The sequence below is a fragment of the Dactylosporangium sp. NPDC051541 genome, from assembly GCF_044454505.1.
Classification (GTDB): domain Bacteria; phylum Actinomycetota; class Actinomycetes; order Mycobacteriales; family Micromonosporaceae; genus Dactylosporangium.
Genome location: NZ_JBITDU010000021.1, coordinates 45,082 through 69,120, shown reverse-complemented (window position 1 = coordinate 69,120; position 24,039 = coordinate 45,082). Strand labels below are relative to the sequence as shown.

19 protein-coding genes, 2 tRNA genes and 2 pseudogenes are annotated in these 24,039 nt (G+C 70.1%); 8 read left to right on the top strand and 15 right to left on the bottom strand.

Annotated elements, in window-relative coordinates; genetic code table 11:
- Window positions 1-230: 230 nt before the first annotated feature.
- The 5 genes and pseudogenes from amcA to ACIA8L_RS49575 all read right to left on the bottom strand — a co-directional run bounded on the left by amcA (window position 231) and on the right by ACIA8L_RS49575 (window position 4,996).
- Window positions 231-374 carry a multiple cyclophane-containing RiPP AmcA gene (gene amcA / locus ACIA8L_RS49595; RefSeq protein WP_395916382.1) on the bottom strand — a complete coding sequence of 48 codons (144 nt, stop codon included), beginning with the start codon at window positions 372-374 and terminating at the stop codon, window positions 231-233.
- A gap of 27 nt (window positions 375-401) precedes the next feature.
- Window positions 402-1,506: pseudogene (gene amcB / locus ACIA8L_RS49590) on the bottom strand (cyclophane-forming radical SAM peptide maturase AmcB); the annotation flags it as partial.
- A 150-nt stretch (window positions 1,507-1,656) separates the two neighbouring features.
- Window positions 1,657-2,811, bottom strand: a complete 1,155-nt coding sequence (gene purM / locus ACIA8L_RS49585; RefSeq protein WP_395916213.1) for a phosphoribosylformylglycinamidine cyclo-ligase — start codon at window positions 2,809-2,811, stop codon at window positions 1,657-1,659.
- A gap of 51 nt (window positions 2,812-2,862) precedes the next feature.
- Window positions 2,863-4,422, bottom strand: coding sequence for an amidophosphoribosyltransferase (gene purF, locus ACIA8L_RS49580; protein ID WP_395916212.1), 1,560 nt, complete (start codon window positions 4,420-4,422; stop codon window positions 2,863-2,865).
- Between the two features lie 220 nt (window positions 4,423-4,642).
- Window positions 4,643-4,996: a sterol carrier family protein gene (locus ACIA8L_RS49575; protein ID WP_395916210.1), complete on the bottom strand. Its 354-nt coding sequence runs from the start codon at window positions 4,994-4,996 to the stop codon at window positions 4,643-4,645.
- Window positions 4,997-5,313: 317 nt separating this feature from the next.
- Between ACIA8L_RS49575 and ACIA8L_RS49570 the strand changes: the two genes are divergently transcribed.
- Window positions 5,314-7,482 carry a carboxypeptidase-like regulatory domain-containing protein gene (locus tag ACIA8L_RS49570; protein ID WP_395916209.1) on the top strand — a complete coding sequence of 723 codons (2,169 nt, stop codon included), beginning with the start codon at window positions 5,314-5,316 and terminating at the stop codon, window positions 7,480-7,482.
- Between the two features lie 192 nt (window positions 7,483-7,674).
- Here the strand turns inward: ACIA8L_RS49570 and ACIA8L_RS49565 are convergent, their stop codons facing one another.
- The 6 genes from ACIA8L_RS49565 to ACIA8L_RS49540 all read right to left on the bottom strand — a co-directional run bounded on the left by ACIA8L_RS49565 (window position 7,675) and on the right by ACIA8L_RS49540 (window position 11,531).
- Entirely contained in the window at window positions 7,675-7,806 is a 132-nt protein-coding gene (locus ACIA8L_RS49565; protein ID WP_395916207.1) for a hypothetical protein, read from the bottom strand.
- Window positions 7,807-7,859: 53 nt separating this feature from the next.
- Window positions 7,860-8,033, bottom strand: coding sequence for a hypothetical protein (locus ACIA8L_RS49560; protein ID WP_395916205.1), 174 nt, complete (start codon window positions 8,031-8,033; stop codon window positions 7,860-7,862).
- Window positions 8,034-8,131: 98 nt separating this feature from the next.
- Complete coding sequence (locus tag ACIA8L_RS49555; protein ID WP_395916203.1) at window positions 8,132-8,662, bottom strand: NUDIX domain-containing protein; 531 nt, start codon at window positions 8,660-8,662, stop codon at window positions 8,132-8,134.
- Between the two features lie 244 nt (window positions 8,663-8,906).
- The gene (locus ACIA8L_RS49550; protein ID WP_395916201.1) at window positions 8,907-9,842 is read right to left on the bottom strand and encodes an anti-sigma factor RsbA family regulatory protein; all 936 of its coding nucleotides are present in this window, start codon (window positions 9,840-9,842) and stop codon (window positions 8,907-8,909) included.
- Window positions 9,839-10,705 (bottom strand): MEDS domain-containing protein, encoded by an 867-nt coding sequence (locus ACIA8L_RS49545; protein WP_395916199.1) that lies wholly within the window; start codon window positions 10,703-10,705, stop codon window positions 9,839-9,841. The genes ACIA8L_RS49550 and ACIA8L_RS49545 overlap by 4 nt, the downstream gene beginning before the upstream one ends.
- Before the next feature lie 43 nt (window positions 10,706-10,748).
- A complete protein-coding gene (locus tag ACIA8L_RS49540) occupies window positions 10,749-11,531 on the bottom strand; it encodes an IucA/IucC family C-terminal-domain containing protein (protein WP_395916198.1) in 783 nt (260 codons plus the stop codon).
- 359 nt (window positions 11,532-11,890) lie between these two features.
- Between ACIA8L_RS49540 and ACIA8L_RS49535 the strand changes: the two are divergent.
- Window positions 11,891-12,910, top strand: a pseudogene (locus ACIA8L_RS49535) (multiprotein-bridging factor 1 family protein); the annotation flags it as partial.
- A gap of 205 nt (window positions 12,911-13,115) precedes the next feature.
- Window positions 13,116-13,847 carry an HAD family hydrolase gene (locus ACIA8L_RS49530; RefSeq protein ID WP_395916196.1) on the top strand — a complete coding sequence of 244 codons (732 nt, stop codon included), beginning with the start codon at window positions 13,116-13,118 and terminating at the stop codon, window positions 13,845-13,847.
- 9 nt (window positions 13,848-13,856) lie between these two features.
- On the opposite strand, the gene ACIA8L_RS49525 is transcribed toward ACIA8L_RS49530, so the two are convergent.
- A complete protein-coding gene (locus ACIA8L_RS49525) occupies window positions 13,857-14,459 on the bottom strand; it encodes a peptide deformylase (protein ID WP_395916194.1) in 603 nt (200 codons plus the stop codon).
- A 257-nt stretch (window positions 14,460-14,716) separates the two neighbouring features.
- A complete protein-coding gene (locus ACIA8L_RS49520) occupies window positions 14,717-15,169 on the bottom strand; it encodes a pyridoxamine 5'-phosphate oxidase family protein (protein WP_395916192.1) in 453 nt (150 codons plus the stop codon).
- 248 nt (window positions 15,170-15,417) lie between these two features.
- Here ACIA8L_RS49520 and ACIA8L_RS49515 point away from each other — a divergent pair, with 248 nt between their 5' ends.
- From ACIA8L_RS49515 to ACIA8L_RS49505, 3 genes are all read left to right on the top strand, one after another.
- Complete coding sequence (locus ACIA8L_RS49515) at window positions 15,418-16,530, top strand: globin domain-containing protein (protein WP_395916190.1); 1,113 nt, start codon at window positions 15,418-15,420, stop codon at window positions 16,528-16,530.
- 62 nt (window positions 16,531-16,592) lie between these two features.
- Complete coding sequence (locus ACIA8L_RS49510; RefSeq protein WP_395916188.1) at window positions 16,593-17,339, top strand: CPBP family intramembrane glutamic endopeptidase; 747 nt, start codon at window positions 16,593-16,595, stop codon at window positions 17,337-17,339.
- Window positions 17,340-17,462: 123 nt separating this feature from the next.
- The gene (locus ACIA8L_RS49505) at window positions 17,463-20,252 is read left to right on the top strand and encodes a S8 family peptidase (RefSeq protein WP_395916186.1); all 2,790 of its coding nucleotides are present in this window, start codon (window positions 17,463-17,465) and stop codon (window positions 20,250-20,252) included.
- A 22-nt stretch (window positions 20,253-20,274) separates the two neighbouring features.
- Here the strand turns inward: ACIA8L_RS49505 and ACIA8L_RS49500 are convergent, their stop codons facing one another.
- Both ACIA8L_RS49500 and ACIA8L_RS49495 read right to left on the bottom strand, forming a co-directional pair.
- Entirely contained in the window at window positions 20,275-21,687 is a 1,413-nt protein-coding gene (locus tag ACIA8L_RS49500; RefSeq protein WP_395916184.1) for a mannosyltransferase family protein, read from the bottom strand.
- 282 nt (window positions 21,688-21,969) lie between these two features.
- Entirely contained in the window at window positions 21,970-23,538 is a 1,569-nt protein-coding gene (locus ACIA8L_RS49495; protein ID WP_395916182.1) for a hypothetical protein, read from the bottom strand.
- 151 nt (window positions 23,539-23,689) lie between these two features.
- Here ACIA8L_RS49495 and ACIA8L_RS49490 point away from each other — a divergent pair.
- Both ACIA8L_RS49490 and ACIA8L_RS49485 read left to right on the top strand, forming a co-directional pair.
- Window positions 23,690-23,780, top strand: a tRNA-Ser gene (locus ACIA8L_RS49490).
- A 44-nt stretch (window positions 23,781-23,824) separates the two neighbouring features.
- Window positions 23,825-23,897, top strand: a tRNA-Arg gene (locus ACIA8L_RS49485).
- Window positions 23,898-24,039: the final 142 nt, after the last annotated feature.

The window sequence follows — 24,039 nt, the reverse complement described above, 5'->3', positions numbered from 1 at the left end:
GCGATATTTCGTGCCCTAGCGAAGGCCGTTCGACGGCCATCCGTTCGAAGCCACCCGCTCGACGGCCATCCGTTCGACGGCACAGCGATGCGCATGGTCCTTACACCCGAACCATGGGCGCACCCGGCCCCGACCCAGTCCTTACGCATCGCACGACAAAGCCGGAAATATCCGACTCGCGGCGCACGGATCGGACAGGAGTGACCGGGAGTGGGCGGCGGCCCTCAGCGCTATCTGGGCCGGTTGTTCCAGTTGTAGAAGGTCGGGATGTTCTCGAAGTGGTTCCAGGCGCACACGGCGCTGGATCCGTCCTCGCCCGTGGCCTCGGCGCGGGCGGCGCGGGCCGCGGCGGCCTCGTCGAGTAGGACTCTCAGGCCGTCGGCGGCCCGGTGGACGCGCTCGGTGACGGGGTCAGCGTGCTCCGGCATGGTCCAGCACTCCCTCCAGAAGGCGAATCTTGCTGTTGCGGCAGTGGTTCGTCTCGGTGCCGTCGAACCGGCCGTGCTCGAAGTAGCGGTTGGCCGCGTGGGCGCCGCCGCAGAAGCCGAAGTATGGGCAGGTCCGGCGGCAGGCTTCGACGCCGGTCAAGTATTCGCCGATCCACGGGGCCGAAGTGGCGGCGCCGGCCAGGATCGCCGCCAGGGGTGTCTCCAGGACGTTGCCCGAGGAGAAGTCGCCGTAGTGCGGGTCGGTGAAGCCGGCCAGCTCGGGGGAGAGCAGGAAGACCCGGCCGTCGGCGGCGATCGTCGGGATCGGGTCCAGGGCGGCCGGTAGGAGGCCGTCGGCGCGGTCGGTCAGGACGGCCTCGGCGTAGCGCAGCGTCCACTCGATCTCGCGGACGTGGATCCGGGGGTCGACCCGCCACGCGGCGACGAGCTCGGCCCAGAAGGCGCGGACGGCTTCGTCGGCGAACGCGTTCGTCCGGGCGTTGACGCCCTCCTGCTCCTCGATGTTGATGCCGAGGACCTCGCAGCCGAGGCCGAGGAAGTACTCGTACAGCTCCGCCGCCAGCCCCGGACGCGGGTCGCTGACCACGCAGAGTGCCGAGAACGGCACCTGGTGGCGGTGGAGCGCTTCGATACCGTGCATGATCTGGCGGTACACCGGCGAACCGCTCTTGTTGATGCGCTGCTCGTTGCGCTCGGCGGGGCCGTCGACGCTCACGCTCACGCGGACGCCGTGCTCGGTGAAGAACTCGCACCAGGCGTCGTCGATCAGGGTGGCGTTGGTCTGCACGTGGTGCTCGACGCCGGTGAACGGGGCCATCAGCTCGGCGAACGCGGCTCGCCCGGCGGCCAGCGGCTCCCCGGCGTGCCAGACGACCGAGAACCGTGTGTCAGAAGCCGCGGCCCAGGGGTTCACCGACGAGGCGACGGCCGCGGCCACAGCGGGGCTCATGCGGTCGTTGCGGGAGCGGAAGGGCAGGTAGCAGTAGGTGCAGTCGAGGTTGCACAACGTCGTCGGCTGCATCACGACATAGCCGGGGACCGGCGTGATGCCTTGCATGCCGCTCCACGACACCGCCCCGTCCTCCTTTTGGGCGTAGGGACGTGTCGCTCCAGCCTAGGTCCATCACTACGCCGCGGTAAGCCCTGGTGCACTATTGGTAAAGGGGCGGCCGCGCCGCCCCTCCAGAGAAGCCTCTCGCAAACGATCTCAGCCGCGGGTGTGCGAGCCGACCATCTGCACGGTGCCGGTGCCCTCGATGACCTCGCCGACCTGCCAGGCGTCGAGGCCGCGGCCGGCCAGGAAGGCCAGCGTGCGGTCGGCGTCCTCGGCCGCGACCACGGTCATCATGCCGATGCCCATGTTGAAGGTGCTCTCCATCTCCATGTCCTCGATGCGGCCCTTCGTGCGGACCAGCTCGAAGATCGGCTGGGGGCGCCAGGTGGAGCGGTCCACGACGGCGTCGAGGTGCTCGGGCAGGACCCGGACCAGGTTGCCGGGGATGCCGCCGCCGGTGACGTGGGCATACGCGTGGATGTCGCTCTCCTTGATCAGGTCGAGGCAGTCCTTCGCGTAGATCCGGGTCGGGGTAAGCAGCTCCTCGCCGAGCGTGCGCTGCGAGCCGAACTCGTCGATGACGCTGTCCAGCCGCATCCGGCCGGCGCCCAGCAGCACGTGGCGAACCAGGGAGTAGCCGTTGGAGTGCAGGCCCGTCGAGCGCAGCGCGATCACCGCGTCGCCGACCTCGACGTTGTCGCGGCCGAGGATCTTGTCCTCTTCCACGACGCCGACGCCGGTGCCGGAGATGTCGTACTCGTCCGGGCGCATCACGCCCGGGTGCTCGGCCGTCTCGCCACCCAGCAGGGCGCACCCGGCGTAGCGGCACCCGTCGGCGATGCCGGCGCCGATCTCGGCCACCCGGTCCGGCACGACCTCGCCACAGGCGATGTAGTCCAGCAGGAACAGCGGCTCGGCACCGCACGCGACCAGGTCGTCGACCACCATCGCGACGAGGTCGATGCCGACGGTGTCGTGGATGCCCATCGCCTGGGCGATCGCCAGCTTGGTGCCCACACCGTCCGTCGAAGAGGCGAGGATCGGGCTCTTGTACTTCTTGAGGTCGAGCCGGAACAGTCCGGCGAACCCGCCGATGTCGCCCATCACCTCGGGCCGGTGCGTCCGGTGCACCTTGGTGCGGAGCAGCTCGACGGCCTGCTCACCGGCGTGGATCGAAACACCCGCGTCCGCGTAGGTCACGGTCTTGCGGCGGCTCCGGCCGTTGCCGGCGGTCCACAGCTGCCGCTCGGGGGTGCTGCCCTGACCGGACTTCCCGGTCTTGTCGGCGCGCTCATCCACGTGCGTCACTTTCTCCCCTTTGAATTGCCTCTGCGGCGGCTTTGCGTTGATGGGTGGCGGTCACGGGCGCAGCAGTGCGTCCGCTCCACCGACACTGGCGGTGATCTGGACACCGTCAGTCGTGGTCGGCGCGGCCCCCGCGGCGCGCGCGACACCTTCCAGCACGTGTTTGCCGATCACATTGTCGGCCGGGAGCTCGATCGGGTAGTGCCCGTCGAAGCAGGCACTGCACAGCCGGGTGGCCGGCTGCTCGGTGGCGGCGATCAGGCCCGGCAGTGACACGTAGCCGAGCGAGTCCGCGCCGATCGAGCGGCGGATGCCCTCGAGGTCGAGTCCGTTGGCCAGCAGCTCGGCCCGGGTTGCGAAGTCGATGCCGTAGAAGCAGGGCCACTTGACGGGCGGCGAGGAGATCCGCACGTGCACCTCGATGGCCCCGGACTCGCGCAGCATGCGCACGATCGCGCGCTGGGTGTTGCCGCGCACGATCGAGTCGTCGACGACGACCAGTCGCTTGCCCCGCACGTTGTCGCGCAGCGGGTTGAGCTTCAGCCGGATGCCCAGCTGACGGATGGTCTGTGACGGCTGGATGAAGGTCCGCCCGACGTAGGCGTTCTTGACCAGGCCGTGTCCGAACGGGATGCCGGACTCCTGTGCGTAGCCGATCGCGGCCGGCGTGCCGGACTCGGGGACCGGAATGACCAGGTCGGCCTCGACGTGGTGCTCGCGGGCCAGGGTGCGCCCGAGCTCGACCCGGGCCGCGTGCAGGTTGCGGCCGGAGATGTTGGTGTCGGGGCGGGCCAGGTAGACGTACTCGAACAGGCAGCCCTTCGGGTCCGGGGTGCCGAAGCGGCTGGAGCGCAGGCCGTGCTCGTCGATGGCGATGAGCTCGCCCGGCTCGACCTCGCGGACCACGCTGGCGCCGCAGATGTCCAGGGCCGCGGTCTCGCTGGCCACGACCCAGCCGCGCTCGAGGCGGCCGAGCACCAGCGGGCGCACGCCGTTGACGTCACGCGCCGCATACAGGGTGTCCTCGTCCATGAAGACGAAGCTGAACGCGCCGCGCAGGGTCGGCAGCACCTCCAGCGCGGCGGCCTCGACCGAGAGGTCGGGCCGCGCCGCCAGCAGCGCCGTCACCAGGGCGGTGTCGTTGGTGGAGTTGATCGCGTCCGGCTCGATGTCGGGCAGCTCGGCCACCCGGCGGGCCAGCTCGGCCGTGTTGACCAGGTTGCCGTTGTGCGCCAGCGCGATCGTGGTGCCGGCGCGGTCGCCGCCGCCCCGGGTCGAGCGCAGCGTGGGCTGGGCGTTCTCCCACGTCGAGCCGCCGGTGGTCGAGTAGCGCGCGTGGCCGATCGCGATGTGGCCGCGCAGGCTCGCCAGGGTCGGCTCGTCGAAGACCTGGGACACCAGGCCGAGATCCTTGTAGACCACCACACCGGATCCGTCGGACACCGCGATGCCGGCCGCCTCCTGACCACGGTGCTGCAGTGCATACAGCCCGTAGTAGGTCATCTTGGCGACCTCTTCGCCCGGCGCCCAGACGCCGAACACACCGCACTTGTCCTGTGGACCTGGACGCTGGGGGTCGAGCTCGTGGCTCAACCGGCCATCGCCTCGGGGCACTTGCCGCTCCTGTCGTCGCAGTTGCCTTGGGCTGGCTGAAGTGTGTGGGGGGTGGCTCTGAGGTTGACGCGAGCCGGACGGTTGGTGACTGCCCGGCGGGCTGGTCGGCGCCACACGCTGGGTCGCCGTCGCGCAGCCAGTGTACGCGAGGTTGCGGGCATGACGCAGAGCGACGTATCGAAGTCTGTTGGTGAAGTGTGGGCCGGGCGGTTCGTCAGCGTTACAACGGTAGATGTCCGGATAAATCCGCCCGGATGCCACTGGCACGAATCTTCCCGGCGGTGACGGCTTCATGCCACGATTTCCGACCCGTGGCGATCTCGATCCACGTGACCGGGTCCGTCTCCACGACGTTTGGTGGCGTACCTCTCGTATGTCTCGGCCCCTCGATGCACTGAATCGCACCGTAAGGCGGAACCCGGACCTCCACCGAACGTCCGGGTGCGCGTGTCCGCAGGTCGGCGAGGAGTTCCCGGACGCCGTCGCGAAGCGCGATCCGGTCCGGGTCGGCTCCGCTATTCAGGGCATCAAGGACGCTTTGCACCGTGCCGGAATATCGGTGCGCAGAGGACATAAGCGGACGATACGACCCTCCGTGGGCGGCTCGCAACACTCTCCGGGTTTCGCCGACCCCGCCGGACAGGGCATAGTTTGCTGCGGCGCACCATGCAAGGCGAGTCTCGCTCGCATGTTGGACCATAGACAGACATGCTCGGCGGCGAAGCTCGGGTGAAGGTCAAGATCCGGAGGGGTGTGGACGTGACTGCGCACCGACGAGCCCTGCTGCTCAGAGCGGGGACGGTGGCTGTTCTAGCTGCGGGCGCTCTGATCGGCATAGCAGCACCGGCTTTTGCGGCCGGTCCTGAGGTCGTGGTCAGCGGCGCAAATGATGTGACACTGACCGTAGGCGGCGGAGCGCAGACCGTCAATGTGCAGATCAAGAACACCGGCGATGCACCACAGGTGGCCAATGTCGGGCTCACCATTGACATACCGGGCGACCTTGGCCTGTCGATCTCCAGCAAGCCCAGCGGCTGCGATGGCGGCGGCACTCATCTCAGCTGCACTGTGACGTTCTCGGTCACTTCGCCACTGGGTCCCGGACAGACGAAGAATGTCCCGATCGGCGTTTCGCCCCCGGCGCAGAGCTCGATCCCGGCCGGCCAGCAGAAGTCCGGCGGCGGCCAGGTGATCATCACCGACGGCGGCTCCGACACCAAGGGCTTCCAGGCGACGCTCAAGGCGCAGGCCGCGGCGCCGACCACGCAGGCCGCGCCGCAGACGGTCACCGAGGTCAGCGGCAACATCACCGACTCGTCGACCGGCAAGGGGATCAAGGGCGCCACCGTGGTGCTCGAGGACGGCGCGGGCAAGACCCGCCAGACCTCGACGACCAACGACGCCGGCGCCTTCAAGTTCACCGGCACCGAGCAGAGCCCCATCGCACCGGGCCAGCTGACCCTGCAGGCCGGCGCGACCGGGTTCGACAACCAGAACAAGACCGTCACGGGCACCGCGGGCAAGGCCAACACCGGGCTCAAGATGGGCCTGCCGAAGCTGGCCGACACCGCCTCGCCGGTCGCGCCGCCGAGCGCGGGTGACCCGGCGATCGTCGAAGGCCAGTCGGCCGGTGGCGTCGTGCCGCAGAACACCAAGACCAACAACGCCTCCGACGACAGCGGCGGCGGGGTCTCCTGGATCCTGATCGCGCTCGGTGTCCTGCTCGTCGGCTTCGGCATCGTGGCGATCGTCATGCTGCTGCGCCGGCGCGGCGATGACGACGACGAGGACGTCGAGGACGAGCCGGCCCCGCGCCGCGGGCCAGGCCCGCGCCCCGCATACGCCGGTCAGGGCCCCGACCCGACGATGGTCGCCGGCATGGGCGGCGCCCCGGCGATGATCAACCGCGGCAACAACGACGCGACCGCGATCGTCCGGCCCGGCCGCGGCGGCTTCGACGACGTCCCGCCGGACCCCTACGGCGCGCCTCCGCTCGGCGCCGGTGGCTACCCGTCCGCGGGCGGCTACGACGACCGGGCCGGCTTCGCCAGCGGCGGCTACAACGGTGGCGGCGGCAACGGCTACGGCGCCCAGCCCGGCCGGCCCGCCCCCGGCCCCGCGGTCGACCCCTACGCGCCGGACTACAACGGCGGCGGGGGCGGCTACGCCGACTCGACGCAGCGATACGAGCCCGGCACCGGCGGCAATGGCTACGGCGGCGGCGCGAACGGCTACAACAACAACCCGCCGACCGGTGGATACGGCCCGGGCGCGGGCCCGGGTGGCGCCGGTGGCCAGGGCGGCTACGGCGCCAACGGCTACGACGGCCCGTCGACCGGCGGCAACAACTACGGCGGCGGCCAGCGCGACCGCGGCGGCTACGAGGGCCCGCCCACGACGCTTGGCGGCTACGACGGCCCGCACGCCGGTGGTGACCGCGGTGGCTACGGTGCGCCCGGTGGCCAGGGCGGTGGCGGCGGCTATGACGACCGCGGTGGCCAGGGCGGCGGTGGCGGCTACGACGACCGCGGTGGCTACGGCGCCGCCGGTGGTCAAGGCGGCCCCGGCGGTGGCTACGACGATCGCGGTGGCTACGGCCCCGCGGCCGGCGGCAACGGCTACGAAGGCCCTTCTGCGGGCGGCGGCTACGGCCCCGGCGGTGAGCGCGGCGGCTACGGCCCCGCGGCCGGTGGCGGCTATGACGGTGGCCAGGGCGGTGGCTACGACGATCGCGGTGGCTACGGCCCAGGCGGCAACGGCGGCGGCGGTGACTACGACGGCCCATACGCGGGCCGTGGCGGTTACGAGCCGCAGGGTCCGGGCCGCGGCTACGAGCCAGCCTCCGGCTACGAGCGCGACGGCTACGAGCGCGTCCCCGAGCCCCCGCGGGCCGGCAACGGCTACGGCCCCGGCGGTGGTGGCCAGGCGAGCGGCGACTACGACCAGCGCGGCGGCTACGGCCCCGGCAACAACGGTGGCGGCGGTGACTACGACGACGCCCGCTCACAGGGCCGCGGCGGCAACGGCAACCGGCGCTCGCTCGACTGGCTGGACGACTAGCTCCAGCTGACTATCGCGTGATCAGCTGACAGTTGCGTTATCGGAGGGGCGGCCTTGGTGCCGCCCCTCCGGGGTTTCGCCCCACGCCTCGCGCGAAGCCCTTCGAGGCTCCGTGCGAAGCCTTCTCGCGGCCTCGTGCGAAGCCCTTCGAGGCTTCGTGTGAAGCCCTTCGCGGGGCGCCCGCACCCCCGGTCAGGCGTCCTCGGCGGAGTCGCCGAGCTCGCTCACGGCCGGCTCGCTGTCGGAGCGGTCGCGCAGGTCGAGGTCGTTGCGGGTGTTGCGGAGGTCCGCGGCGTGCCGCGGAATGTACTCGTCCTCATCCATCCGGCGCATAACCTTCGTGTGGCGTCGCATCATGTGCAGAGTCCCCGTGACAGTTATTTCGTGTTGGGTGTGGCGGCGCGGCAGGCGGCGTCGAGCTCCATGCTCATCGGCGCGGACTCCCGCGGGTGCGTCACCCGGAGCCAGCGCACCTTGCGCAGCATCCGGGTCGCCGGGCCGGCGGCTCGGTGCCGGGCGACGTGGCCGATGCCGCTTCCTTGAATGTTCACAACACAGAGTGTGCGGGGACGGCGACAGATTCGTTAGACCACGAACAGTCCGGATCCGGCGACCGTCCGGATTCCCCTGTTAGTAGGTGAGTACGCAATCAAACGGTATTGAGTAAGTGGCCGAACTCGGCGTGCAGGGTCTGACCTGCGCTGATAGCCCTCGATGCGAGTGTGAACCGGCGGTGGACGGACGGTCGTAGGTCGGCCCGCGCCTCCTCCAGCGTCGCCCATCGGAAACCGGTCAATTCATTCGCGGCCGGGCGAATCGCGGCGGTGGATTCGAGCACGCCGCCGTCGAACACGAACTGCACCTGATCGCTCCACGGCCCGCGGCCCGGCGTCCAGTCGACCACCAGCAGCCGGCCGACCGTGAGCCGCAGCCCGACCTCCTCGGCGACCTCGCGCGCGCAGGCGGCCGACGGCGACTCGCCCGGCTCGACGATGCCGCCCGGGATGTCGAGAAAAGGCTTGTAGTTGGGCACCACGAACAGGAACCGCCCGGCCGTGTCCCGGATCAGGGCGCCGCTGGCCACGGTCTTGTGGGCCATCCGCTTGGCGATGCCCGGGTTGAACTCCGCCTCGGGCGGACCGTCCAGCTCGAACTCGGCCGCGTAGGGAGAATCGCTCATCGCCCCTGATTCAACTACTCAAGCGGGGCGCTCGTCCATCCAACGGGGTACGCCGTACGCCCCCTGAAGTGAACAAGTTCGCTGATGGTGTCCGTATCCGGCGCGATGCCAAGGTGATGCAACCGCGAAATGCTTGCTCAGCCGAGAGGGGTGGTGCAGATAGGCGATCGCATCTCGTGCGCTGGGGGTGGCCACGAGACGGAACGGGTGGGCGGCGGTGTCCGCGCGGGGTGCCGCCGTCCGCCTATTCGCGCCGCATGTGCAGGCGCACCGTGGTGCCGTCGGCGCCGGTGCGCATTTCCAGGAGATCGCAGATCTGCCGGGCGATCCAAAGTCCGTGGCCCTGGCCGGCCTGCGGATCGGAGCGCAGGAAACCGAGGAAGCCGTTGCGGCCGTTCTTCTTCGGTGCTCCGCCGGTGTCGGCGATTTCGCAGATGACCCGCTGATCGGTGGCCCACAGCCGTACCTCACCGCGGCCGGCGCCGTGCCGGATCGCATTCGTGGCGATCTCGTTCACCGCGAGCGTGAAATCGTCGAGGCGGTCCGCCGGCACACCGAGGCGCACGGCGTGGTCGGCGACGAATTGCCGTACCGGTGCCATGTCAATGAAGTCCACCAGCTGCTCGACGCCGTGCGCGGGCCGCGCCGCCAGCGGCCCGTTGTGCTCCGCGTAGTAGAAGGCCGGGTCGGCGTAGGTGATGCTGACCTCGCTCTGCGGCCCGACCGCCAGTGTCGGGTGGGTCCGCCGGGCGTCGTCGACGATCGCGGTCGGCAGGCTGCGGCTGTCATACCCGCACATGATCCAGGCCCGGCTCTCCGCCAGGGCCACGTTCATGACGGACTCGTATCGGCCCCACTCCGAGGTCTCGAGTGTGTCCCGCCCGGTCCAGATCGGCTGCCCGAGCACCCGCAGGATCCCGGTGGTGCCGGGCAGCGCGTCGATCCGCCGGTGATACGCGTCGAGCGTCCGCCCGGGCGAGTCGTACCAGGCGGAGGTGGCCAGGAAGATGATCCGCTCCGCGTCGGCCCCGATCTGCTCGCGCAGCAGTGCCTCGTTCTCGTCGGAGGTGACCGCGACGACGGAGTCCCCCCGGTGGACCCCCTCGGTCACAAATGGCACCGCCGCGGCCAGGAACGCCGCGGCCGAGTCGAAGACCAGTGCCTGGTGGATGAAGTTCACGGCAGGTCGTCCGCGTCCTCGAGCGTCCAGCGCGCGATGTACAGCACCTTGCGCATCGAGGCGGGCATGTTCTTGACGCGCACCCGCCGCTCCGGCGCGACCGTCTCGGCGAACCGCACCAGGGTCCGGATGCCGGCCACGTCGATGAACGTGAGCTCGGTCAGGTCGAGCACCAGCAGCGGCTCGCCGCTGGGCCAGGCCGCGGCCTGCGCCAAAGCGTCGGCCAGGGGCAGCGCGGTCGCGTCGTCGACGACTCCGGCGATCCGCAGCCCGCGCGGCGAGTAGGTCGGGATGATCCGCAGCTGCCGGTCGTCGTGCAGCGGGTCGATGCAGAGGAGGCCGTGGTGCACGGAGACGAGCCCGGTGAGGTCGGCCCGCGCGAAGAGCCGCTCGTCGTACTGGCACACGGCCGCCAGATCCTTGGCGTCGACGACGGTGGAGGCGACCCCGCTCTCATACTCGTGCGCCCGCGCCGCACCGCCGCCGCGTTGCTCGCGCAGCGCCCAGCTCATCTCGCCGGTGAGCCGCAGCCCCTGGAACCCGGCCGCCCGCGCGTCCCGGACAGCGTCGCGGAGCCCCGTGGTCTCGGGCCGGACGTCGCCGACGACCCGCACCTCGAGCTGCCCGCGCGCGATCGCGAGCGCTCCGTCGATGCCCCGCGGCCCCAGCCAGGCGTCGATGACGTCGGGCTTCGTGCGGTCCGCGAAGTACAGCACGCGCTCACCCCGGCGCAGCCCGTCCGCGATGAACGCCGAGACGACTTCTTGCTGCTGGGCGTCGCTCGCGAAGGGCAGGCAGAGGTGATCGCCGGGCCGAACGTGGCCGGCGTGCGTGGTGGAGATCGGTTCACTGATGTGATTCAACCTACGGGGTCTACCCAACTGGCGCCGACCGCGAAACACCGGCCTAATGCGAGCGGATGCAGCAGGTCGTGCACACCTTCGGCGTGGGGAGGGTGAAGGCCAGGCAGCAGGTCCGGCGCTGGATGTCCACGCCGCCGCCCGGGCGCGGGGTCAGGTCCACCAGGTCCTCGGCGTCCAGCGCGGCCAGCAGCCGGTTAGCGATGTCCAGGGTCGGGCCGGGCAGCGAGTCGGCCGCGCGGGACAGGCCGTAGGCGATGCCGGAGGCGACCGAGCCCCAAAGGGTGCGCCGGCCGATGCGGGCGTGCTTGCGGAACTCGTCCAGCAGCGGGTGCAGGTGCGCGTCGACCAGTGACCGGCGCAGCACGCCCAGCAGCTCGTCCTCGTCCTCGACGATCAGCAGGCCGGGGGCGTCGGTGGCGACGATCGGGTCGGTGGCCAGGACGGCGGTGACCGGGGCGCGCAGGGCGAGCGTCAGGAACGGGCGCGGCTCGCGGTAGCGGACCAGGACGTGGTCCGGCGTCATCAGCGGCACGCGGCGGGCGGCGGCGAAGCCGAGGACGGCCGGCAGGGAGCACCAGTATGAGTAGCACTTCCACGCCAGGGCGGCGACCGCGTGGGGCTGGGCGCTCCAGCGGCGGGCGGCCGTGTCCAGAAGATCCGCTACGTCCAGATCCGCGGCGAGGCGCCACTGCGGGCCCGCGTCGGCCACCAGGCCGGGCGCCAGCCCCTGGAGTGAATCTTTGCCGTGCCGATTCTGCAGCGCGGCGAGGGTCGCGACGACCGGACGGAGGGGTTCGACCCCCTCGCGGCTGATGAGGGCGGTCACGTTGGGTCGCCGTCCCGCCGCGCCGGCACGGCGGTCGAGCACCGCGTCGCGGCGCTCATCGCGTGCCTGCCGTTGGTGCTCACCACCATCACGTACCCCCAGAAGTGCCTGCCAAGCGCCCACGATACAGCTACGTAGGTAAGCCTAACCAGGGTGGCCCGGTCGTGTTTCCGCCGCCAAAATAAGTGACATTGTGTCACCGCTTGCGGGGCGGTCAGTGACCGAACTTCGGTGATCAAGACCGATATCCCGGTGGTGTCAACCATTTTGTCAGGAATCTGTCCCCCTGACCTGGTCAACAGCAGGACTCGGGGACACTAACCGGACAGGGGCCGTCTCCCTGTAGGGCTGGACCGGACATGACTACGAGCGACCCTTCTCCCGTGCAACGGGCGGCGGAGGCGTTCGTCGCAGAGTTCGCGCGGTGGCGCGTTGAGCGCGGCATGTCCAAGAAGCAGCTCGCCGCGGCCATGGGCTTCGACGCGTCCTACGTCAGCCACGTGGAGGCGGCGCGGCACCGGCCGACCGAGGACTTCGCGCGGCGGGCCGAGGCGATCCTCCAGAGCGGCGGGTCCGTCTGGCAGCGCTACAAGGAATACGACGAGCTGCGGGCGACCGCGCGCAGCCGGGTCGGGGTGCCCGGGCGCGACCCGCCGGTGCCGGACCAGTGGCTGCCACCGGGCACGGGCCTCGTCGTGGAACGCGAGACCGCGCGGCTGTCGTATGTCGACGGGAAGTACCGCTGCACGGTCCGCCGCGCGCTGTACAACGCCGGCACGGAGCCGATCACGCGGTATCTCGTGCGTATCTCCGTCGACCGCTACCCCGACGACCCGGCGCGGTCCAATCGCCACCACCACGACCACCCGATGTCGCTCGACGAGCTGTCCCTGGTCGCGTCCTGCGCCGGCGAGCCGATGGAGTGGCGCACCAAGACCGACCGCGACACCCTCAAGGAGCTCTGGCTGCTCTTCGAGAATGCGCAAGGGCGTTTCCCGTTGTACCCCGGGCAGCGCACGACGATCGCATACTCGTGGCACATCGGCATCGACAAGTGGGGCAACTTCTTCGAGCGGGCGATCCGCCTGCCGACCCGCGCCCTGACGGTCGAGGTCGAGTTCCCGGCCCGGATGCGCCCTGTCGTGTGGGGCGTGCAGACGTCGCTGTCAGCCGAGGAGGTGCCCCTGCGCACGCCGATCACGCAGGAGCTCTCGGAGGACGGCCGCGCGGTGTTCTCCTGGCACACGGAGGCCGCGACGCTGCACGACTACTACCGGCTGGAGTGGCGCTTCCGAGGCAGCCGGCCGGAGGGTGCGGTGGAGGACGCCGATGACTGGCCGGATCCGCCATTTGTACCGCCTTCAGCGCGCCAGCTCTCCGCGTAGATGCACCGGAGGGCTGGCCGCGACCCTTTCTGCGGCTAAAGCCCCACTAAAACGCACCGGCTGTTCCGGTAAACGAACACACACCAGCTGTGTTGTTGAAACAAAATGCTGAGGGATTGACTACTGGCTGTACACCGCGCGCGTGAAAAAGGTGCACACCGCGTGAGAACCTTCTATCGGCGTCGCTACGATGGCGCCCGTGGCGGAAGCGGTCTTATTCGACCTGGACGGCACGCTCATCGACAGCGAGCCCGTCTGGGCCGCGGCCAACACCGCTCTGGTGCGTGCCCGCGGCGCTGAGGTCACCGATGAGCTGCTGCGGAGCCTGAGCGGGCTCGATGCGACGCTGGCAATGCGGCGCATCCATCAGCAGTACGGCTGGGCCGGGCTCGACGTCCACGCCGACGTCGCCTGGGTGCAGCGGCGCGTGCGGGAGTCCTACGCCCGCGGTGTCCACTGGCTCCCCGGTGCCCGGTCCCTGCTGGCCGCCGTGCGCGCGGCCGGGCTGCGGGTGGCGCTGGTCACGTCCACCTATCGCGAGCTCGTCGAGTATGTGCTCGCCGAGGCCGGCCCGGACGCCTTCGACGCCGTCGTCTGCGGCGACGACGGGCACCGGCCGAAGCCCGATGCGGCCCCCTACCTTGCCGCGATGGACGCCCTCGGCCTCGGCCCGGCCCGGTGCGTCGCCGTGGAGGACTCCGCGGTCGGCGTGGCCAGTGCTCACGTCGCCGGCTGCGCGGTGCTCAACGTCGCCCCGATGATGCGCAGCGACCTCGCCCACACCTGGGCCCCGTCGCTGTTCTACGTGGGGGTGGCCGAGCTGCGGGCCGCACTCGGCGACCGCTCCGCGCTCAGCTACATACCCCCGCTGGACACCGCGCCGGCGCCCAGCGGGTCAGCCGCGTTCGGTGTTGTCCCCGTGCACGTCTAAGGCGGAACGTCAGGCGATCGAGACGCCCGGGGCGCCGGACTCGATGTGATCGACGCACAGGACGCCGTACAGGTGGTCGACCTCGTGCAGGACGTCCCGGGCCAGCCGGCCCTGGTCGAACGTGGCGATCGCCTCGTCCCCGGTGGGCGTGCGGTAGCTGATCACCGCCGTCCGGGGGCGGGGGAACGTGCAGCGGAAGTCGAAGAAGCTCAGGCAGCCCTCCGTCGCCTCCTCCCAGTCGGCGGGGGCGGCCGGACCGACCTCGATCACCTGCGGGTTGATCAGAGCCAGCTGCGGGCGGCCGGCCGAGCGGAAGATGGCGATCGAGCGCGGCTCGCCGATCTGGGGCGCGGCCAGGCCCATCTGGCCGCCGACGAACTCGTGGACCCGCTCGACCGCGTCCGCGACCTTCGTGAGGCGATCCAGGATGCGCAGCACCTCGTCCCGCTCGCGGGGCAGATCGAACGGGCGCGTGCCGTTCGTGAGCATCGGGTCGCCCAGCTGCACAATGCCGAGGTCCGCCATGATCTCGCTGGGCCGGGGGATGCCGGTCGGGCGGCGGGGTACGGGGGCGGGCGCGGTCTTGCGGTCGTCGGCCACGTCGCTGGTCATCGCTGCTCCTTCATGGGCGGGTTGCTGCAATCGCCACGTGAATGGACGCGAGCCAGTTGTGCAAAAGCCGCGGTCTGGCGGGACCGCGGCGGCAAGAATCGTACGGGTGCAGTTGCGGAAATGCGTCGGCCCGGCTCAGCGCCATCCACCCAGTGTGAGTGGCGGTGAGCCGGGTGTGAACCCCTTTAGGTCTCGTTGAACGTGAATGAATGCGTGCGATTCTTAAGGGATTAGGTAACGTTTAGTTTCGACGGTGCTCAGTCGAGTTCGCCGGCCGCCGACAGGTATGCCTCCGCTACGTAAACGGTGATCCAGCGGGCCGGTCGGCGCTCGGCTACCAGGTCGAGGGAGGGGTCGAGGTTGAGTTTGCGGTAGGCCCGGCGCATGGCGTCGTCGTCCAGGACCTTCGCCAGGCCGCTGACGTGCAGACCGATCGCGCCCCGGGCGAAGTCGACGAACAACAGGCTGATTCGCGGGTCGTGCTGAATGTCGGCGACCGCGGTGGAAAGGCTCACGTCGTCGAACTCGGGCCACGCGAGACGATTCACGCTCAGTATCCGGACGAAGCCCGTGCCGCCCGTGACGAACGTGCAGTCATGGCCGTCGTCAGGGTCACCGGTAGCAACGAACATCATCTCCTGACGGCGGACGAAGCTTTGCATCCGTTCGTCGAGTGCGGTTAAGACCTCACGATCGGACAGGGTGGGCACGGGCACCTCCGCGGGTTCTGAACGCCTGGGGCCAACCGTGCGCCGGAGCGCCCGGGACCAGCCGGACAGCCGGTGCGACGCCGCCGTTCGGAGGATGCGACGTGGCATGTCCAGTGCTTCGCACCGGCGCGTCACGGGGGATTTCGCGCCCGCACACGCCACGTCGCACATGCAGTGCGTCGCGTTGTCTTCGCAGGTAGTGACGCTGATTCGCGGACGGCACCTACGTTTGACCGCGAAGGGCACCGATGAGCAATCTGTCGCGATTACTGAAGGAGAGCTGGACCCTCGTCGAGGAGCACCAGGACAAGCTCGCCAGCTACTTCTACGCGCGCATGTTCCTCAGCAACCCGCAGCTGCGGGACCTGTTCCCCGTGCACATGGACGTCCAGCGCTCCCGGCTGATGGGCGCGATCGTCTCGGCCATCCAGACGGTCGACGATCCGGAGCACCTCGATGAGTACCTGCAGTCGCTCGGCCGGGACCACCGCAAGTTCCACGTGCAGCCGGAGCACTACGAGGTCGTCGGCAGCGCGCTGATGGAGGCTCTGCGCACGTTCGCCGGCGACCAGTGGTCCATCGAGTTCGACCAGGCCTGGAGCGACGCGTACGCGGTCATCGCGGCCAAGATGATCGCCGGTGCCGAGGCCGACTCCAGCAACCCGCCCTACTGGCACGCCGAGGTGCTATATCACGAGCGGCGCAGCCGGGACATCGCCGTCATGACCGTCAAGCCGTTGCAGCCGCTGGAGTACCGCGCGGGGCAGTACGTCAGCGTCGAGACGAAGTATCAGCCGCGGCTGTGGCGGGTGTACTCGGTGGCCAACGCGCCGCGCAAGGACGGCTCGCTCGACTTCCACGTCCGCGCCGTCGGGGCCGGCTGGGTGTCGTCGGCCCTGGTCCGGCGGGTGCAGCCGGGCGACATGATCCGCCTGGGGGCCCCGATGGGCCAGATGACGCTGGACCGCCGCTCGACCCGGGACATCGTTTGCGTCGCCGGCGGCACCGGGCTGGCGCCGATCAAGGCGCTGATCGAGGAGATGACCAGGGCCAACCGGACCCGCTGGGTGCACGTCTTCTTCGGCGCCAAGGACCGCGACGACCTCTACGACCTGGCCTGCCTGAACCGGCTCGCGGCCCGCTACCCGTGGCTGTCGGTCGTGGCGGCGACCAGCGACGACCCGGACTTCCCCGGCGAGCACGGCAACGTCTCCGACATCGTGGCCCGCTACGGGCCCTGGCGGGACCACGACTTCTTCGTCTCCGGATCGCCGACCATGGTGCGGTCCACCCTGAGAACGCTCGCCGAGATGCAGGTCCCGGCGATCCGCATCAAGTACGACGCCTTCGGTGATGTCTGAGCGGGCGGGCGGCCCAGGTGCGGTGGCCGCCCGCTCGCCCTCGGCTCAGTACAGTTGCCCGCGTGATCGAGAAGCGTGGGCTCAGGGCCGAGATCCTGCTCGTGCTCGGTGTTTCGCTCGGCGCGTCGGCGGTCTACTCGATCATCAGGATCGTTGACCGGCTCACCTACGTCGCGCCACTGTCGCAGCAGACCGCGACCCTCAACCCGACGATCGTCGCCGACCGGCCCTGGCTCGACCTGATCTACCAGCTCTACTACATCGCCAGTCCGCTGATCCCGGCGCTGCTGGCGGTGCACCTCTTGCGCCGCGACCCGGAGCCGCACGAGATCGGGCTGGACGCCCGCCGCCCGGTCGGCGACCTGTGGCGGGGTGTCGCCATGGCCGCGTTGATCGGCCTGCCCGGGCTCGGGCTCGTGTGGGCGGCCCGGCAGCTCGGCATCAGTGCGCAGATCGTGCCCTCGGGGCTCACCGAGCACTGGTGGACGACGCCCGTGCTGATCCTGTCGGCGGTCGAGAACGGGGTGCTCGAGGAGGTCGTGATGATCGCGTACCTCCTGAGCCGCCTGCGCGACCTGCGGTGGGGCTGGTGGGCGGCGGTTGTCACGAGTGCCGTGATCCGCGGGTCGTACCACCTCTACCAGGGCTTCGGCGGGTTCGTCGGCAACTTCGTGATGGGGCTGGTTTTCGGGTACTTCTTCCGCCGGACCCAGCGCGTGATGCCGCTCATCGTCGCGCACTCGATCCTCGACATCGTGTCCTTCGTCGGCTATGCGCTGCTCAAGGATCATCTCGGATTCCTGAACTAGAGCAAATCCGACAATTAGCCTGGCTGTGTGGGCCGAATCCTTCTCGTAGTCACCCTGGTGCTGTCCGGCGTGTTCGCAGTACCAACGCCGGCTTCTGCAAAATCGGACACGACACTCTATATCGTGCAGCTCGCGGGTGATCCGGCGCTGCGGACCGAGAGCGCCAAGGCCGCCGTGCGCGCGAACCGGGAGTCCGTCCGGCGCCGGGCCGGCATCGGCAAGACCGTCCGGGACTACGACACCGTGTTCAACGGGTTCGCGGCCGCGCTCACCGCCGCCCAGCGCGAGAAGGTACAGCGGACCCCCGGGGTCGCGCGGATCTGGAAGAACGAGCGGCGCACCGCCGAGACGTTCGGCACGCCCGCGTTCCTCGGGCTGACCGGCAGCGACGGCGTGTGGGCGAAGGAGTTCGGCGACCCCGGCCACGCCGGCGAAGGCATGATCATCGCCGACATCGACACCGGGTTCTGGCCCGAGAACCCCAGCCTGGCCGCGCTGCCCGAGCCGCGCCCCGACCAGGCGGCGATCGACGGCAAGTGGCGGGGCACCTGCGTGAGCGGCACCGGCACCCCGCAGCAGCAGGTGACGTGCAACAACAAGGTGATCGGGGCCCGGTACTACGACAGCAGCGGCTTCGGCGACTGGACCGGGGAGTTCCGGTCGCCGCGGGACTACGACGGGCACGGTACCCACACCGCCACCACCGCCGCCGGAGACTACTACGTGCCGGCGACGATCAACGGCAAGCCGGTCGGCAACGTCTCGGGGATGGCCCCGGCCGCGCGGATCGCCGTGTACAAGGCGCTGTGGCGGCAGGAGGACGGCGAGGGCTCGGGCGGCACCGTCGACCTGCTCGCGGCCATCGACGACGCGGTCGCCGACGGCGCCGACGTCATCAACTACTCCGTCTCCGGCTCCACCCGGCTGGTCGTCGACCCGATCAGCCTCGCCTTCTACAACGCGGCCGCGGCCGGCGTGTTCATCGCCGCGTCGGCCGGCAACGAGGGCCCGGACGCCTCCAGCGTCGCTCACAACGCGCCGTGGGTGACGACGGTCGCCGCGAGCTCGCACGACCGCGGTGCGATCAAGAGCGTGACGCTCGGCAACGGCAAGACCTATCAGGGCATCGGGCAGGGCGATCCGGTACCGGACGCGCCGCTGGTCGACTCCGTGAACGCGGGACTGGCCGACGCCGCGGCCGACAAGGTCGAGCTGTGCTACCCGGGCGCGCTGGACCCGGCAAAGGTCAAGGGCCGGATCGTGCTGTGCAAGCGGGGCGTGAACCCGCGGGTCGACAAGAGCATCGCCGTGCGCGACGCCGGCGGGGTCGGGATGGTGCTCTACAACCCCAGCGAGAACTCCTTGAACGCCGACTACCACGTCATTCCCACAGTGCACGTGGACGAGGTGGCCGGGGCGGCCATCAAGGAGTACACCCGCGGCGTCAACCCGCACGCCGCGCTCTCCGCGACCACGACCACCGTCGCCCGCGCGCCCGCCATGGCCGCGTTCTCCTCGACCGGCCCGGCCGACGCCGGCTCCGGGGACCTCATCAAGCCCGACCTCACCGCACCGGGCGTCGACATCGTCGCCGGCGTGTCCCCGGCCGGCCACCACGGCAACATGTGGGACGGCGAGAGCGGCACCTCGATGTCCAGCCCGCACATCGCCGGGATCGCCGCGCTGCTGCGGGCCCGGCACCCGCAGTGGTCGCCGGCCGCGCTCAAGTCGGCGCTGATGACGACGGCCGGCAACGCCGACAACACCGGCGGGGCCATCCAGCGCGGCAGCCGACCGGCCAACCCGTTCGACGACGGCTCCGGCCAGGTCCGGCCGGCCCGCGCGTTCGACCCCGGGCTGGTGTACGACGCGGGGGCGTCGGACTGGGCGCGGTACGCCTGCGGCATCGACCAGCTGCAGCTGGCCAGCGACTGGTGCCCGGTGGTCGGCCGGATCGACCCGAGCGATCTGAACTACCCGTCGATCGGGATCGGCTCGCTGCCCGGCGACCAGACCGTGACCCGGACCGTGACCAACGTCGCCGGCCTGCCCAGCGTGTACGTCGCCGCGGTCACGGCGCCGCCCGGGACCACGGTCGAGGTCAGCCCGCCGACGCTCACCGTCCCGGCCGGCGGCTCCGCGTCGTTCAAAGTCACCGTGAAGCGGACCGATGCGACTTACAGGGAGTACACCTTCGGCGCCTTGACCTGGACCGACCTGCGCGGCCACTCCGTGCGCAGCCCGATCGCGGTCCGCCCGGTCGCGCTGACCGGCCCGGGCGAGATCACCGGCACCGGGGCGGCCGGCCACGCGGGCATCGACCTGCTCGCCGGGTACAGCGGCACGATCACCGCCCACCCCTACGGCCTCGCGGCCTCGAGCGAGCACAGCCAGAAGCTGATCGGCTCGACCGCAGCGTTCGTGCCGTCGGCGCCGGGGCTGTCGCCGGCGATCTTCAGCTTCGAGTTCACGCTGCCGCCGGCGATGAAGCTGGCCCGGCTGGCCACGTATGACGCCGACGTCGCGCCCGGGACCGACCTGGACCTCTACGTCTACCAGGACGGCGAGCTGGTCGGCCGCAGCGACGGCACCACCTCCGACGAAGAGGTGCCGCTGACCGGGGGCTCCGGAGTCTTCCAGGTGTACGTCGTGCAGTTCGGACTGCCGCCGACGCTGAACGAGCAGGTGGCGAAGGCGCACCTGTTCGTGGTCGGCGCCCCGTTGACCGGCAACCTGACCGTGTCGCCGAAGGTGCGGCCGGTGGCGCCGAACGATGCCCTGCACTTCGACGTGGGCTGGCAGGGGCTGGAGCCCTCGAAGCGCTACCTGGGTCTCATCGAGTTCGGCGACGGTACTGCGGCCCGGGCCTGGACGACCGTGGCGATCGGGCCGCAGCGGCCGACGATTCCGTGAGCTTGGGGGTTCGGGCTTTTGCCTACGCGGTGAACTGGAGGCCGACGAGCATTGGGGCCAGGAACATGCCCTGGGCCATGATCGCCAGCATCAGGTAGAACCGCTCGAACGCCCGGCTGCGGCCCATCAGACCCAGAACGATGAAGGCCGGGAACCACTCCAGCGCGATGCGCGTGGCCGACATCAGGTAGTTGGGCCAGCCCGTCTCGGTGGAGATGAACAGCAGGATCGGCACCGCGGCGTAGACGAGCAGGTAGTACTGGTCGGGGCGGAAGCCCAGCCGGCTCTTGCGACGCAGTGCGAGCAGCAGCAGGATGATCGCGCCGGCCACGACGACCAGGTTGACCAGCTGCAGCAGCCGCCAGTCCTGCAGATACGGCTTGTCGTTGAGCAGCTTCAGCGTCTTCCACATCGGCGCGCCGGGCCAGTCGTACTTGCGCTTCCAGCCGTCCTGGGCGTGACTGAAGGCCAGCCAGTCGCCGGTCGTGCGGTACAGGAAGATCGAGAAGGCGACCACGCCGGTCGGGATGAGCCCGAAGCCGAGCGCGTCCCAGCGGATCTTGCGGATGCTCCAGCCCCGCTGCCGCATGTACTCATAGACCAGCGGCGCGGCCAGGAGTAGTCCGAAGAGCCGGGTCGAGCCCGCGAAGGCGGCGGCGATGTTGGCGACCCAGAAGTTGCCCTTGCGCGCGGCGTAGAGGGAGATGAGGACCAGCGCCAGGAAGAGCGACTCGTTGTAGGCCGCGAACAGGAAGAAGCCGGCCGGGAAGGCCGCGATGTAAAACGTCGTGCGGCTGGCGACCTTCTCGCCGAACTCGAAGTCCACGAGGCGGTGCAGCATCACGAGCGCGACCAGGCCGAACATGACACTGATGAACAGCGCCGCGGGCAGGCCGCCGCCGGGGAAGATCGGGTTGAGCCCCTTGATGAGGGCCGGGTAGAGCGGATAGAACGCCGGGGCGAACTTGCTCCACAGGTAGCCGTCCTCGGCGATGCGGACATAGAAGACCGTGTCGTACTTGTACCAGGTGCCCATCAGGTCGTGCACCGGCGGAACGCGCGTGGGCACGAAGCGCCAGGCGAAGAACGTCACGAAGAGGTACGCCGTGATCGCGCCCAGCCACACACCGAACGCGGCCCGGAAGGAGCGCAGCCACGGCTCCATCCACGGACGCATCCACGCCCGCCATTTGGGGGTCGCGGCCCGATCGGCGTCGTACGTGCCGTCGGCCTCGACGTCCGTGGATGCCTCACCCGTCGCTTCGACCGAATCGGCCGCGCGCTCGTCGGTGGGGGAGTCGTCGAGGACGGGTGCGCCGACGGAAGCCTTGGGGGTGTCCACCGGCACGGTGGGGGTGGCGACGGCCTTGGGCCCGGCCTCGCCGTTCACCGGATCTCGCTCCGCGTGCAATCCATAGATGTCGATATCGTTCACGTCGGCGGCGTCAGATTCGATAGCGCCAGAGGAGAGCGACACAGGGTGGGACTATACATAAGCGCAGTTCACGTTGGCGTCCCCCATCTTGCCCCGGTTCGGCTTCTACAGTGACCAAGACGTTGCCGGTTCGTTTCCGGTTGCTGTCCAGCCCGCTATTCGAGGCCACGACGATGGCGCTCCTTACTCCCCGTACATGTAGTTCTACCCCCGGCGCGCCACTCGCAGTTCAGCGTGGCCCGGGTCGTAAGCACTTGTTCAGAAGTTCAAGGACTCCGATGTTTACCGAAAACCGCGGTAGTACCGCACCGCGCGCGCCGCTAAACGTTCGGTGCTGCGGGCCGCAGTGACGGAGCCCACGATCAGCCCGGCGCCCGGGACGACCCGCCGCGCCAGCCGGGCCGCGGCCGCCCGCAGTAGCCCGCCGCCGACCATCCGGGCCAGCGGGCCACCGACCCGATCGGCCGCGACCCGCGGATTGGCCCGCCGGCCGTCCGCCCGCTCGGCCGCGCGCACCGCCGCCTCCGCCGTCTCCACCGTCCCGTGGATGCGCTGCAGGACGAGCAGCTCGGCCGCGCGGCGCCGGTCCTGCGGGTCGTGGCCGAACGCGGCGGCCAGGTGCAGCACGAGCTTGGCCTGCAGCCAGGCGACGCCGGCCGCCTCCACCACCAGTCCCGTCGGCCCGACGAGGCCGGCGGCGAAGCCCAGGCGGCGCGCGCGGCGGACAAACTCGCGGGTGATGGCCCGGGAGATGGCCTCGCCGTCGACGCCGGGGTACGTCAGCTGATACCAGCCGACTCGTCGCTTGGCTCCGGCGGCGAGGCGGTCGACGGCGGCCAGGGCCAGGGTCTCCGGGATGTAGGCCGGATTGAGGCCGCTCGAGTCGGTCGGTTCGTCACTTTGTTCGTCAACTGAAACGGGTTGGGTGGGTTCTACTTTGGGTTCCTCGCTGATCACGGGGCGTGGTGGCTCGATGATCGGCTCGGGTTCGGGGGTGGTCGCGGCTGGGGGAGTGGCCTTTTTCACTGCTGCTTTTTTGGCGGCCGTCTTCTTCGCCGGGGGTTCTTCGGGCGGGGCGGTCTTCTTGGCCGCGGCTTTCGTGGCTGGGACTTTGGTAGCTGGGGCTTTGGTAGCTGGGGCCTTTTTGGCCGGGGTGGCCTTCTTGGTCGGAGTGGCCTTCTTCGCGACGGCCTTCTTGGCCGCGGCGGGCGGTGCTGGTGGCGGTGGCAGCTCGGGCTCGGGCTCGGGCGGCGGCGTGGTCTTCTTCGCGGCGGCCGTCTTCTTGGCCGGAGCCGACTGCTTCGCGGGCGTGGCCTCTTCCGCAGGTGTGGCCTTCTGCGCGGACATGGCCTTTTGCGCGAGCGTGGCCTCTTCCGCGGGCATGGCTTTTCGCGCGGGCATGGCCTTCTGCGCGGGCACGGCCTTTTGCGCGGGCGTGGCCTTCTTTGCGGGCATGGCTTTTTCCGCTGGCGGCGCGGCCTTCTGAGCCGGCGGCGGCGCGGCCTTCTGAGCTGGCGGGGGTGGGGCCTTTCGGGCCGGAGGAGGAGTGGCCTTCAGCGCCGGCGGGGTCGTCTGCTGCGCCGGTGGTGTGGCCTTCTGGGCCGGCGGCGGTGTGGCCTTCTGGAACGGGGTGCTGGCCACCGTCGGCTGAGCCGGTGCGAAAGGCGTGATCGGAGCCGGAGTACGCGGCCGAGGTGGAGCCTTCGCCGCCTCATCCTCCACCGCCTCCTGCGGCGGCGGCTCAAACCGCAAAGACGTATCGCCGAGGGCCCGGCCTGCCGGCGGTACCGAATCCGGATCCTGGCCCTTCGGCTCTTCCCGACGCCGAGGCGGAGTCACGTCCTCTCCCATCTGCACGAGCGTAATGGCCAACCGCCCTGAGCACCCGTTCTGCGACCGCTCAGCCCCCGCCGACCCGACCCGCCGATAGGTGTACCCGCTTTGCCGGGTTACATAGCCTGCCTGTATCCTCGGACGGCGGTCCCCGGTGACGGGGACAGCTGGAGGCTTCGCCTAGTTCGGTCTATGGCGCCGCACTGCTAATGCGGTTTGGGTCTTAAAGCCCATCCCGGGTTCGAATCCCGGAGCCTCCGCGCAAAACCTGGTGTGGCGGGTGTGTACACTAGGCGAGCACCAAGCGCCCGTAGCTCAACGGATAGAGCATCTGACTACGGATCAGAAGGTTAGGGGTTCGAGTCCCTTCGGGCGCGCGACTAGATCGGCGGCCCCTGCTTCGCGGCGGGGGCCGCTTGCGTTTGCTAGTCGCGCATTCCTCGCGCTCGCTTCGCTTCGCTCCCCAGTGGTGGAGCAAGCTCCACCCACACCCCCTCAACAGTCGCCGCTTGGACTTCT